At 60.1% G+C, this 12,471-nt stretch carries 12 protein-coding genes; 5 read left to right on the forward strand and 7 right to left on the reverse strand.

The window, feature by feature from the left end; translation table 11 throughout:
- Positions 1-54: 54 nt before the first annotated feature.
- Genes BFP70_RS07515 through BFP70_RS07525 form a run of 3 tightly spaced genes read right to left on the reverse strand, consistent with a single transcriptional unit; the run spans position 55 to position 4,245 of the window.
- Entirely contained in the window at positions 55-1,449 is a 1,395-nt protein-coding gene (locus BFP70_RS07515; RefSeq protein ID WP_066010734.1) for a VOC family protein, read from the reverse strand.
- Positions 1,446-2,762, reverse strand: a complete 1,317-nt coding sequence (locus tag BFP70_RS07520) for an NAD(P)/FAD-dependent oxidoreductase (protein ID WP_369820193.1) — start codon at positions 2,760-2,762, stop codon at positions 1,446-1,448. The genes BFP70_RS07515 and BFP70_RS07520 overlap by 4 nt, the downstream gene beginning before the upstream one ends.
- Positions 2,743-4,245 (reverse strand): aldehyde dehydrogenase family protein, encoded by a 1,503-nt coding sequence (locus BFP70_RS07525; protein WP_066010736.1) that lies wholly within the window; start codon positions 4,243-4,245, stop codon positions 2,743-2,745. The genes BFP70_RS07520 and BFP70_RS07525 overlap by 20 nt, the downstream gene beginning before the upstream one ends.
- Positions 4,246-4,351: 106 nt before the next feature.
- Between BFP70_RS07525 and BFP70_RS07530 the strand changes: the two genes are divergently transcribed.
- Positions 4,352-5,233: a LysR family transcriptional regulator gene (locus tag BFP70_RS07530; protein WP_066010737.1), complete on the forward strand. Its 882-nt coding sequence runs from the start codon at positions 4,352-4,354 to the stop codon at positions 5,231-5,233.
- Between the two features lie 4 nt (positions 5,234-5,237).
- On the opposite strand, the gene cobS is transcribed toward BFP70_RS07530, so the two are convergent.
- From cobS to cobU, 3 genes are read right to left on the reverse strand one after another with little or no spacing between them, the layout of a single operon-like run.
- Positions 5,238-5,990, reverse strand: coding sequence for an adenosylcobinamide-GDP ribazoletransferase (gene cobS, locus BFP70_RS07535; protein ID WP_066010738.1), 753 nt, complete (start codon positions 5,988-5,990; stop codon positions 5,238-5,240).
- On the reverse strand, positions 5,987-6,994 hold the full coding sequence (cobT, locus tag BFP70_RS07540) for a nicotinate-nucleotide--dimethylbenzimidazole phosphoribosyltransferase (RefSeq protein WP_066010739.1): 1,008 nt from the start codon (positions 6,992-6,994) through the stop codon (positions 5,987-5,989). Before cobT ends, cobS begins: the two co-directional genes overlap by 4 nt.
- The gene (cobU, locus tag BFP70_RS07545) at positions 6,991-7,506 is read right to left on the reverse strand and encodes a bifunctional adenosylcobinamide kinase/adenosylcobinamide-phosphate guanylyltransferase (RefSeq protein WP_066010740.1); all 516 of its coding nucleotides are present in this window, start codon (positions 7,504-7,506) and stop codon (positions 6,991-6,993) included. Before cobU ends, cobT begins: the two co-directional genes overlap by 4 nt.
- Positions 7,507-7,573: 67 nt before the next feature.
- On the opposite strand from cobU, the gene BFP70_RS07550 reads away from it, so the two are divergent.
- The 4 genes from BFP70_RS07550 to cobD are packed head-to-tail and all read left to right on the forward strand — an operon-like array spanning position 7,574 to position 10,848.
- On the forward strand, positions 7,574-8,152 hold the full coding sequence (locus tag BFP70_RS07550; protein ID WP_066010741.1) for a histidine phosphatase family protein: 579 nt from the start codon (positions 7,574-7,576) through the stop codon (positions 8,150-8,152).
- Positions 8,142-8,945, forward strand: a complete 804-nt coding sequence (locus BFP70_RS07555; protein WP_066010742.1) for a hypothetical protein — start codon at positions 8,142-8,144, stop codon at positions 8,943-8,945. Before BFP70_RS07550 ends, BFP70_RS07555 begins: the two co-directional genes overlap by 11 nt.
- Positions 8,942-9,880 (forward strand): adenosylcobinamide-phosphate synthase CbiB, encoded by a 939-nt coding sequence (gene cbiB / locus BFP70_RS07560; RefSeq protein ID WP_066010743.1) that lies wholly within the window; start codon positions 8,942-8,944, stop codon positions 9,878-9,880. Before BFP70_RS07555 ends, cbiB begins: the two co-directional genes overlap by 4 nt.
- Positions 9,880-10,848, forward strand: coding sequence for a threonine-phosphate decarboxylase CobD (cobD, locus tag BFP70_RS07565; protein WP_066010744.1), 969 nt, complete (start codon positions 9,880-9,882; stop codon positions 10,846-10,848). The genes cbiB and cobD overlap by 1 nt, the downstream gene beginning before the upstream one ends.
- Here the strand turns inward: cobD and BFP70_RS07570 are convergent.
- Positions 10,845-12,290 (reverse strand): cobyric acid synthase, encoded by a 1,446-nt coding sequence (locus BFP70_RS07570; protein WP_083217392.1) that lies wholly within the window; start codon positions 12,288-12,290, stop codon positions 10,845-10,847. The genes cobD and BFP70_RS07570 overlap by 4 nt on opposite strands.
- Positions 12,291-12,471 lie beyond the last annotated feature (181 nt).

The following is a 12,471-nucleotide window of genomic DNA, read 5'->3' on the forward strand; positions in this document are numbered from 1 at the left end:
TCACTTCAGCGGCGATGACAGGCCACGGCGTAAGATGCCGTGGCCTGCCTCGTTTTATGTGGTTGCATAATGATCTTGGGTGGTCAGCAAATGGCTTTGTCCCAATGCGCGTAATGCGTCATTCAGGCTGCGTGTCTCGGATGCTTGATACAATTGCATTTCATCAATAACGCTGGCGCCTAATGCTGCTTCAAATGCATCGCGATTGGCGGATTGCGCAAAGGTGGATTGTGCGTCGGATCCAAGGTTGGATTGGAAAATACCGGCTGCGGATACGGGCAGAAAATCTTCATAGATTTGCGGATCCAGAAGCAGATGACCGGCATCAATCAAGGCATCAATGTCTGACATTTTATCGGCGGGACGCGGTCCTGCACGGAAATGCACAAAGGCCAGATCCTCACGCCACATCTGTAACAGATCATCGGCCATAGGCGCAAAAATCTGCTCAAGCGTTGCACGATATTGATCTGCATTCTCGCCCTTGGCCCCGACCGCGGCAGTTGCGCGCGTCTGCGCCAAACAGCGATCATACAGCGCCCGGCCTGCAGGTTTCAGCGCGACACCACGCTGTTCAATTTCGCCAAAGCGGGCAGTATGCGTGCCCGATTGCGCCGCGCCTTTGAAGACGATCGTTTCTTCTAGCGCCTTGAATGAGGTCTGGCGCAGCAAAATATCCACGCTGCGTTTGGGCGGCCCTTCGATCACTGCCTTGGGTGTGATGCCGCGTTCAGGCATCATCCGCTGGACCGCGTCAATATCCAAGGTGCGTGGGGTCAGGTGATTAATATGGGGCCCGGCAAAGCTGACCACATCTGCGATCAGGCGGTGGGCGTCATGCAAGCGGTGATAGGTGTCGGCGCTGACGGTGGCATGGGCGTGCCACCGAAATGTCTCCAGCGCCTGAGCGACAAAATCATGCGCCTGTTCCTTGTTTAGCCCGCCTTGTGCCTGCGCGATCCCAATCAGCTCTTTGGCGCGGGGGGTGATGATGTCGCGCTTGGCTAAGATCTGTGCAGCCTGCGCAGCAAGGTCTTGATCCTCCAACAGTTCCAGCCGGATTAATGACGTAAAGACACGAAACGGATTGGCCCGTAACGCGGCGCTGTCAATCGGGCGAAACGCGGTGGAATGCACAGGCAGTCCTGCGACCGACAGATCATAATAGCCGACGGGATGCAGCCCCATCACTGCAAACATCTGGCGGATTAAGAACAGCTCTTGCGGGGTGCCAAGGCGGATAGCGCCGTGGCGTTCGACATCCAGTCGTGCCATCTCATCAGCGGCAGAGATCTGCGCGCGCAAGGCGGGATTGGCGGCCAAGGTTGCGTCATTCACATCGCGCACAAGGTCGATCAGCGTGCCATATTGCGGCACTTCTTGGCGATACATTTCCGACATTGCAGCCGAAAACAGGCTGCGGATCGCGTCGCTGGACAGGTGGGTCATTTGGGCTCCGATCGAGGGGGGCGCGACCATGGCGCCGGGCTAAGGGCGTGAATTGCAGTTGCGCCCGTCTCATAGTAGCGGCCGCGCAGCCGGGCATAGGGTTCGGTATGGCTACGGGTGGGCAGCAGGGGCAGGGGTGCGGTGCTATCGATCAGCAGCGCTTCGGCCAATGCTGTGCCAAACAACGTTCCGGGGCAGATGCCGCGCCCAGAGTAGCCAAACACACGGTAAGCGTTGTGGCCAATCGACAGAATCTTCGGCAGGTGGTCGCGGGTCATGGCGATGGTGCCCCGCCAGTTGTGCTGGAACCGTTGCCCCGCCAGTTGTGGAAAAATCTGCGCCAATTTGCGCCGCGCCCAGTCATGATGAATGCGCCCGCAGGCCCCGTGCAAATTGCCAATCGCTCCCAAAATCAGCCGCCCTGCCTGATCCAACCGGAACGAGGACATCACCAGAGCTGTATCCCAACATCCCGCCAGTGTGGGCAAAACCGTCTGAAGCAGGTCCGCGGACAACGGGGCGGTGGCGAATTGGCTATAGCTTATGGGAACAAATTTCGGTGGCTGTGGATCGTCGAATCCTTCGTGATAGGCATTGGTTGCGATCAACAACTTATCGGCGCGCAGCTGATGTCCGCGCACGGTCAGCCGCCAACCGTCGCGCCCGGATTTAAAGCGGGTTACGGGGCTATGTTGAAAAATATATGCACCCCTACGCTGCGCTGCACGCGCCAGACCACGGACATATGCAAGCGGTTGGATGGTGCCTGCGCCAGGGTCGTATAAGCCACTGTGAAACAGCTGCGATCCGGTGATCTGCCGGGTTTGCGCGGCCGACAGGATTTCCAGTTGCCGCCCTGTCTGGGCAGACTGGCGTTGCCGGTCGTGCAGCTCGACCACTGCGGCGGGCGCATGGGCCAGATGGACGGTGCCTGTGCGGCTGACCTCGCAGGAGATTTCTTCGCGCGCGATTAGGTCGAACACCTGCTCTGGCCCCGTGGAAAACGCGCTCAACAAACGTTTCGCAGCAATTGGGCCCAGCTGTTTTTGCACGGTTTCGGGCAGCAGCCATACCCCGGCATTGACCAGCCCAACGTTGCGCCCAGAGCCGCCATGCCCCACGGTATGCGCTTCAATCACCGCGACTTTGGCCCCCATTCTCGCGGCTTCTAACGCGGCGGCACAGCCGGTGAACCCTCCGCCGATCACCGCAAGATCAACGTCCATATCCATATCCAGCGGTGCGGCATGTTCGTCGACGTGATCACAGTGCCGCCACAGGTTTTGGGCCAAGTCAGATATCAAATTTGACACCCTGCGCCAAGGGCAACGCGGCCGAATAATTCACCGTTGAGGTCTGCCGGCGCATGTATCCTTTCCATGCGTCAGAGCCGCTTTCACGCCCGCCGCCGGTCTCTTTTTCACCCCCAAAAGCGCCGCCGATTTCTGCGCCTGATGGGCCGATATTTACATTGGCGATCCCGCAGTCAGATCCAACCGCGGACAGGAACGTTTCCGCTTCGCGCAGGTTCAGTGTGAAAATACAAGATGACAGCCCTTGTGGCACATCATTTTGAAGCGCAATCGCATCCTCTAGATCCTCATAGCCCATGACGTAAAGGATAGGGGCGAATGTCTCGGTTTTTACCGTCTGGGTCTGCGCGGGCATCTCCACCAGTGCAGGGGCGATATAGGCGCCACCTTGCGGGGTGGTGCCGGTCACGACCTCGCCGCCGTGCACGATGCCGCCCTGTGATCGCGCAGCTTCCAATGCGGCCAGCATTCGATCGCGCGCGGCACTATCAACCAAAGGCCCGATCAGCGTGGCGTCGTTGCGCGGGTCACCGATGGGCAGGCTTGCATAGGCTTTGGTGACCCGCGCCACCAGCTCTTCGCGGATAGAGTTATGGACGATCAACCGGCGCAGCGATGTGCATCGCTGCCCCGCCGTTCCAACCGCCGAAAAAACGATTGCCCGCACCGCCATATCCAGATCGGCAGAAGGCGCGACGATCATTGCATTATTTCCACCCAGTTCCAAAATCGCCCGTCCCCAGCGTGCGGCGACCTGCGGCCCGACGCTTTGACCCATCCGGGTGGATCCCGTGGCCGAAATGATTGGCACGTCTGTGGATGTCACCAATGCCTCACCAATTTTTGGGCCGCCGATCACCAGCTGCACCAGACCCTCTGGCGCGTCCTCGCCAAATCGGGCCAGGGCGCGTTCCATGATTTTCATCGATGCAATTGCGGTCAGCGGTGTCTTTTCTGACGGTTTCCAGATCACCGGATTGCCACAAACCAACGCAAGCGCGGTGTTCCATGACCAAACGGCCACCGGGAAATTGAACGCAGAAATCACCCCCACTGGGCCCATCGGATGCCATGTCTCGGTCATTTTATGGCCGGGCCGCTCTGAGGCGATGGTCAACCCGTAAAGCTGGCGCGACAGACCAACGGCGAAATCGCAAATGTCGATCATTTCTTGCACTTCGCCCAGCCCTTCAGAGGTGATCTTGCCGGCCTCCAACGTGACCAAAGCCCCAAGTTCGGCCTTCGCATTGCGCAGTTCTTCACCCAGCAGTCGAACCAATTCGCCACGGCGCGGGGCGGGCAGTTGACGCCATGCTTTGAAGGCCTCTTGCGATTTCGCGATGACTGCGGGCATTTCTTTGGGCGATGTTTCCACCAGATCAGCGACTTTGGCACCGTCGATGGGCGAATGGACGGATAATGTGCCGCCCGTCAGCTCGGCTTGGGTGAAGCCTGCGGCTGCGAGGAACTGCGAATGGGTCAAAGCGATGTCTCCGGTTGGGGCGTGCAAGCGATCTTTGCGCTACACTAGCCAAGCCGGGCGGTTCCGCCTATTGATCGTTTTTGACAATGGTTGGAGGAAAACTCACATGATTGCGCCACGCCGCTTTTTGCCATCTGTGAATTCCTTGCTGGCATTGGAGGCGGTAGACAGGCTGGGCACAGCCACGGCCGCCGCGCAAGAGCTGTCCTTGACCCATTCAGCGGTTAGCCGACAGTTGAAAGTGTTGGAGGATCAGATTGGCGTTCAGATGTTGGTGCGCGAAGGCAAAGGGCTGCGGCTGACGCCTGCGGGCGCCATCTATGCTGCCTCTGTGCGTGATTATCTGCAAGATCTGGCCCGTGCCAGTTTGAAGCTGCGCGCCAGCGGGTCGCGCAATATGTTGAATTTGGCGATCCACCCATCCTTTGGGATGCATTGGCTGGGGCCGCGTTTGAAAGGGTTCATGGCGCGCCATCCCGATGTAATCGTGCATCAGTCAACACGGATTGAGCCCTTTGATTTTGAACGTGAAAAATTTGATGCTGCGATCCATTACGGCCTGCAAGACTGGGCCGGGGTGAATTATCTTCACCTGTCTGGCGATCGGGTGATCCCGGTCTGTGCGCCGGGGTTTTTGAAGCGCCCAGAGATGGTCCCAAATGCGCTGATGGCCAAGCCACTGCTGCATCTGGAAAGCCGCCCTGGCGCGTGGGAAAGCTGGTTTGAAGGGCATGGGATTGCGGCCGATCGTCGGCGTGGGATGCTGTTTGACCAATTCGCCAGCCTGACAGAGGCGGCGGTTTTGGGTTTCGGCGTTGCGCTTTTGCCTGAATTCATTGCTGAACCGGAATTCGGGCGTGGTCGATTGATACCGGCATATTCCGGCTACACCGCCGTCGAAGGCGCTTATTTTCTGGTGTGGCCAGAGGGGGCGGAACGCAACCGCGCTTTATGCCAATTGCTGGACTGGCTGCGCGGGTCACTGTGACCAATCACGTCACAGAGACGCAGATCGCGCATAGCAAGGCGATCTCGCTAAACTGCTGCGACGCGCCCAATACATCGCCGGTTTGGCCGCCGATCTTGCGCCGTGCCAAGGCCCCTGTGGCGGCGATTGCAATCACCGCGCAGGCCAGTGCCAGCGTCGGGTCTGGCAAGGCTAGACCGGCAATCATGCCCAAGACCCAGGCGATTGCACTGCGCGGGCTGAGTTTGGCGCGTGCACTATGGCCCATGCCGTCGTCGCGGGCGGGTAACATCAGCCCCATCAGCAGCACCGGACCCAATCTGGACACCGCGCCCACGCTTAGAAGTACCGGCCATATATCGGCCTGTGCGATGATGATCAGCGCCTGCCAGCGCAGTCCGATTGATGCAATCAGCGCCAGCGTTCCATATGATCCGATGGCGGAATCGCGCATAATTTCCAGCCGCCTTGCCGGGGTTTGCCCGCCCCAAAACCCATCGCACAGATCGGCCAGACCATCTTCATGCAAAGCGCCGGTGATCATGATCTGCACCACAAGCGCAAGCCCTGCTGCCATCGGCGCGGGCAGACCCACAGCCGCAGCGCCCATCCCGGTCAGCGCCGCGAACAGCCCCACAACCAACCCAACCAGTGGAAAGGCCCAGGCCGCCTGCGCCAGACTGGGGGCGGGGGCGTGTAAACGTCCTGCGGGCAGGCGGGTCAGCATCATGGCCGCCAATTGGATCTGGGTGATGCACGCGGCAACGGCGCGTATCATGCCTCAGACACCCCGGCTTCGCCAAAGGTCGCCATGCCGTTGTGGCATGCCAATGCGCTGCGCAAAATGCCCAGTGCCAGCGCGGCACCTGATCCTTCGCCAAGGCGCATGTCGAAATCCAGTATCGCGCGCTTGTTTATCGCAGCCAACAGGCGTTGATGGCCCGGCTCGGCGCTGGCATGGCCGACCATGCAATGGGCCAGCAGGCGGGGATCCACGGCATAAAGCACAGCAGCGGCAGCGGTGCAGATAAACCCATCCAGAATGACCGGGATGCGATGCGCCCGCGCCATCAGCACGGCGCCGCAAATTGCCGCCTGTTCGCGCCCGCCCAACGTGGCCAATGTGGTCATTGGATCCATTGGCCCATGGTGGGCGATGCCGGTCTCAATGGCGGTGATCTTGCGTGCGAGTCCCTCATCATCAGATCCGGTGCCACGACCAACCCAATCGGCCGCGCAGCCGTCAAACAATGCGGTCGCAAGGGCGGCTGCAATGGTTGAATTGCCTATGCCCATTTCGCCCAAGATCAGCACATCGGCACTGCGGTTGACTGCCGCAGCGCCCCGGTTCATCGCGTCAAGCGTTTCGGACTCGGTCATCGCGGGGCATTGGGTGAAATCCTGCGTAGGGCGGTCCAGATCCAGCGCCACTACCGACAGCTCTGCGCCGTTGACACGGCATAATTGGTTGATGGAGGCGCCGCCATTTTCAAAATTCGCCACCATCTGCAGGGTGACATCTTGTGGATAGGGGTTCACACCCTGTGCGCAAATCCCGTGATTGCCGGCAAAAACAACGGCTTGTGCTGTATCAATCCGGGGGCGATAGGTTGCGCGCCACCGTGCCATATACAGCGCCAGCTCCTCTAACCGGCCCAAAGATCCTTGCGGTTTGGTCAGGCTGTTCTGGCGGGCCAGCGCGGCCTCATAGGCCTCTTCATCCGGGCCGGGCAGGGAATTGGCCAAAGCAGGAATGGACGATAGCGCAGTGAATTTCATCATTTAACTCTCAAAGGCAGGCCAGATACGGCAAGCGTGACCTCATCCGCGTGACTGGCAATCATCTGGTTCAACGTCCCTGCCGCATCACGGAACGCACGCGCAAGAGCATTCTCGGGGACGATCCCCATGCCTACCTCATTTGTCACGAAAACGACCGGCGCGTCATGCTGGGCCAAGGTCGCAAGCAGCGCTTGGGCCGCATCGCGCCAATCGTGACCGGCCAGCATCAGATTACTAAGCCACAGCGTCAGGCAATCCACCAAGGTGGGGCGACCATCGGCCTGGGCCAAAGCGGTGACCAAATCCAGCGGCGCGTGCACCGTATGCCATTCTGGGCCGCGCCGGGCCTGATGGGCCGCGATCCGGGCGCGCATCTCATCATCATAAGCCTGTGCCGTGGCGATATACAGCGCCGTGCCCTGAGCCTGGGCGGCAAGCGCCAGCACACGGGCTTCGGCGATTGCGCTTTTGCCAGAGCGGGCGCCCCCGGTTATGAGACAGCATCGAATCATCACGCACCTTGTTCACAGGGCGCTGACAAACCATAACAGGCCCGATCAGGGAAGGAGAAATAGCCCCATGTCTGCACCATCCACGACCGAGCTTTTGCTGATCCGCCACGCGCCTGCGCGTCATGGCGGGTGTATGGCGGGGCGACGTGACGTGGCGGCAGACCTGCCAGAGCCGGCTGTTTTTCACCATCTGCGCGCGCATTTGGGGCAGGTGGATCGCTGGATCAGCAGCCCCGCTATGCGATGCGTGCAAACCGGTCAGGCACTGGGAGCGTGTGAGGTGGTAGAAGACGCCCGGCTGTGGGAGCAAGATTTCGGCCAGTGGGAAGGCATGGCCTTTGATGATCTGCCTGATCTGGGGTCGTTGACCCGCGCGCAGCTGTCGGTGCACCGCGCGCCGGGGGGGGAAAGTTTTGCAGATATATGCGCCCGGATCTGGCCTGCGCTGGATGCGCTGGCCGCCCTGCAGGCGCGGGTGGCGGTTGTGGCCCATGCTGGGGTGGTGCGCGCGGGGCTGGCGCGGGCATTGGGATCGGTTGAACAAGGCCTGACCTTCGCGGTGGCGCCGCTGTCGGTGACGCGGATTACCGTGCATGGGGCGGATTGGGGTGTGGCACAGGTAAATTGGACCCCTGATGCAGCCTAATTCAGTGTTTATACCCGGTCATTTCGGAGAGTTTTTGCAAGGCAGGATGGGGCCGGACGGGCCAGTCGCGTTGATCACCATACCCTGTGCGGATGTGGGGGTTTGGGCACATCATCGGCCCGGACGCGGGTTGCATCTGTCGGGGCAGGTGCTGCCGCTGTCGCTGGCACGTCGGGTTCTGTTGGATCTGGGTGTAGCGCTGCGCGGACATGTTCGGTTGCGGCCTGTCTGTCCGCCCGCCCTTGGCACGGGTGTGTCCACGGCCGCGTTGCTGGCCTTGGCGCATCTGGCAGCCGGTGCGGCGCCTACACCCCATGCTTTGGCGCGGGCCTGTGTGCGCGCGGAAGGGGCCAGCGACCCGCTGATGTATCGCCGTGGGGACCGGATCCTATGGGCCTCTCGGCGGGGGGATATTTTGGCGCATTTGCCTTTGGTGCCCCGTTACGAGGTGATTGGCGGATTTTATGGCCCAAGGCTGCGCACCCGGGCGGATGACATGGCCTTCCCGCAGATTGCCGATTTGGTCAGGCAGTGGGGCCAGGCGCACGAGCTTGCGCAATTTGCGGCACTGGCCAGCGAAAGCGCGCGGCGCACGCTGTGCCTGCGCGGGCCGGCAGATGATCCCACGCAAGCAGTGGCACAACGCCTTGGCGCGCTGGGGTTCTGTATTTCGCATACCGGGGCAGCGCGAGGGTTGATTTTTGCGCCCGGCACCGTGCCCGCGGGGGCTGCAGCGGCGCTTTTGGCGGCAGGGCTGCGTGGTATCCGCAGATTTCAGGGGGGCGGCGCATGAGCTTTGCTGCGATGATGGTTGTTGCCATTCTATGTGATTTGGCTTTGGGTTGGCCCGATTGGATCTATCGGCGGGTTGGCCATCCTGTGACATGGCTGGGTGCTGTCATTTTTTATCTGGACCATGCGTGGAACCGGGGGCGGTGGGCGCGTTTCAAAGGTGTTGCGGCAGCGGCGGTGGTGATCGCCCTTGCCGTGCTGAGCGCGGGCATCGTGCAAGAGCTTTTGCCAGACGGCCTGATTGGGGTGGTGATCGGCGGCATTGTGGCCTGGCCATTGGTTGCCCTGCGGTCGATGCATGATCATGTGCGTGCTGTGGCGACCCCCTTGGTACAAGGCGATTTACATGCTGCACGCGCGGCGGTGGCGATGATTGTCGGGCGCAGCCCAGACCAGTTAGACCAAGCCGGCGTGGCACGCGCCGCAATCGAAAGCCTGGCGGAAAATACCTCAGATGGCATTGTGGCACCGCTGTTTTGGGGCCTTGTTGCGGGTCTGCCCGGGATCGCCGCCTATAAGGCGATCAATACGTTGGATTCGATGATCGGGCATCGCACTGACAGACATGAGGCATTCGGCTGGGCCTCTGCGCGGATTGATGATCTGGTGAACCTGATCCCCGCGCGGTTGACCGGATTGATCTTTGCGGTGGTGTCACGCCACCCGTTATTTGCGCTGCAGGCAATGGCGCGCGATGCCCGTCATCATCGCTCCCCCAATGCGGGCTGGCCCGAGGCGGCCATGGCGGGGGGCCTGGGCGTGCGGCTGTCAGGCCCACGTGTCTATGGCGATCAGCTGACCGATGATGCCTATGTCAATGCACATGCCCCGGACCCACAGCCCGTTGACTTGGCGCGCGGCCTTGATCTTTATCGCCGTGCGATGGGAGCTTGGTGCGGGGCGATTGCCCTGCTGGCGATTGTTGGGGGGATATGATGCGCGATCATGGTGGAAATATTGACGCTGCAAAGGCGCTGTATGGCGGGGACGATTGGATCGACTTGTCAACGGGGATCAACCGTGTGCCCTATCCACTGCCCAATCTGCCAGCACATGTCTGGACGATGCTGCCCACAGAAGCGACCAAAGAGGCGCTTATGCAGGTCGCGCGCGCAGCCTTTGGCACAACGGCCCACGGTATTGCGACCGCAGGTGCGCAGGCCGCTATTCAGATGGTCCCTCGGTTGCGCGCGCCCGGGCACGCAAAGGTCCTAGCCCCGACCTATAATGAACATGGTGCGGCCTTGCTGCAGGCGGGATGGCAGGTTGATGAGGTGCCAAGCCTAACTGCATTGGCCGGCGCGGATTTGGCGGTGGTTGTCAATCCTAACAATCCTACCGGGCAGTTTTATACCCAAGCAGAGCTGACGCAAATCCGCGCGCAAGTAGGTCTGTTGATCGTCGATGAAAGCTTCGCCGATCCCGACCCGGCGCAGACGATGATTGGACAGTTGCAGGGGGGGGCAGGCGGGCTGATCGTGCTACGCTCGTTCGGGAAATTCTGGGGGCTGGCCGGGGCGCGTCTGGGGTTCGCCTTTGGTGACCAAGATATGGTGGCGCGATTGCGCGATATGGCAGGGCCTTGGCCGGTGTCTGGAGCCGCAATTGAGATTGGCAAGATTGCGCTGCAAGACCGGGCGTGGCGGGATCATTCTGTTATGCGGCTGTCACAAGAAAGCGCCGCGATGGATCGCATGGCGCAGGCTGCAGGTTGGCAACTGGTGGGGGGAACGGCTCTGTTTAGAACCTATGACACAGGTGCTGCGCAGGCCAGTCAAGAGCATCTGGCCCGGGCGCAAATCTGGTCCCGCATATTTCCCTATTCATCACGCTGGCTGCGACTGGGGCTGCCGGGCACGCAGGCGGAATGGAAACGCCTGTCGCATGCGCTGGACACGATTTAACGCGCCAGGGCGAGCAATGCAGGGACATTAACATGGGTTTCCATGTGATCGGCCAGGGCATCAAGCGCCTCTTCGACGCTGCGTGCATGGTTATATGGGCGTGCATATATCCCAAGCCCCGCCAACCAAGCCGTGCGAAATGCATCTGCGCTGAAAAGCCCGTGTAGATACGTGCCTGTCACACGTCCGCATGATGAGATCGCCCCCTCATTCACACCATGAACCGTGGCAAAGGGACGGCTGCGGTCCGCCCCCTCGCTACGCCCGATGTGGATTTCATAGCCGTCGATCAATTGCTCCGATCCTAGGTGGCGGGCGCGGGTGCGTGTAAGACGTTTGTCTGATGTCATGACGGTGTGAATGTCCAATAAACCCAATCCGGGCATTGTGCCTGCAGGCCCCTCAATCCCGTCGGGATCAGAAATGCTATGGCCCAGCATTTGATAGCCGCCGCAAATGCCAAGCACATGTCCGCCGCGCCGGTAATGTGCCTGCAAGTCGATATCCCATCCCTGCGCGCGCAAATAGGCGAGATCCGCACGGGTGGATTTCGACCCGGGTAAAATGACCAGCCGTGCATCTGCCGGAATAGGCTCGCCCGCACGCACCATTACCAGATCAATCCCGGGATCGGATTTCAAAGGATCCAGGTCGTCGAAATTCGCGATTCTTGACAGTGTCAGGCATGCAATTTTCACCCCGCCTGTCGACGGACCAGAGGTTAGATCGAGTGCATCTTCAGCGGGCAGACGCCATGCATGATCGAACCATGGGATCACACCAAAACCTGGCCAGCCGGTACGCTGGGAAATCATCTGATAGCCATCGTCAAACAGGGATGGATCGCCGCGGAATTTGTTCACCAAAAAACCTGCGACCAGAGCAGCATCCGCAGAATCAAGCACAGCTTGTGTGCCAATAATCTGCGCAATTACACCGCCACGATCAATGTCACCTGTTAAAATGACCGGTATATCGGCTGCCTGCGCAAACCCCATATTGGCAATGTCATTGGCGCGTAAATTGATCTCGGCTGGGCTCCCCGCACCTTCGACAACCACCAGATCATAAACGGCGTTCAATCGCTGGAAGCTCTCTATGACAGCACCGATCAATTGTAGCTTTAAACTGGCATAGTCACGCGCCTTTGCGGTCTTCCACCTTTGACCTTGAACAACGATCTGCGCACCCTGATCGCTTTCGGGCTTCAGCAAAATCGGGTTCATATCTGTTATGGGCGTCAGCCCGCATGCAAGGGCCTGTAATGCTTGCGCGCGACCAATTTCGCCGCCGTCTTTCGTAACAGCGGCATTGTTTGACATGTTTTGCGGCTTAAATGGTGCAACAGTCAGCCCCCTGCGTCTGGCGGCGCGGCATAGACCTGCCACTAAAAGCGATTTGCCAACGTTAGAGCCAGTACCTTGAAGCATTATTCCCGGCATTAGAATTGAACCCGATGACACATGTTGTTGTGACTGCCTCCGGCGGGGATATTTATCGGCAAGATGAAAGCAGCAGCATCAGATGGGCACCGTGCCTTGGGCCGCAAATGCGGGGAAGGCACGGTGCTTTCACCTTGCACGGCCATCGGGATCCCTCCCTGTACCGTGGATGAAGTGTGCC

It is taken from the genome of Thioclava sp. SK-1, from assembly GCF_001705665.1.
Classification (GTDB): Bacteria; Pseudomonadota; Alphaproteobacteria; order Rhodobacterales; family Rhodobacteraceae; genus Thioclava.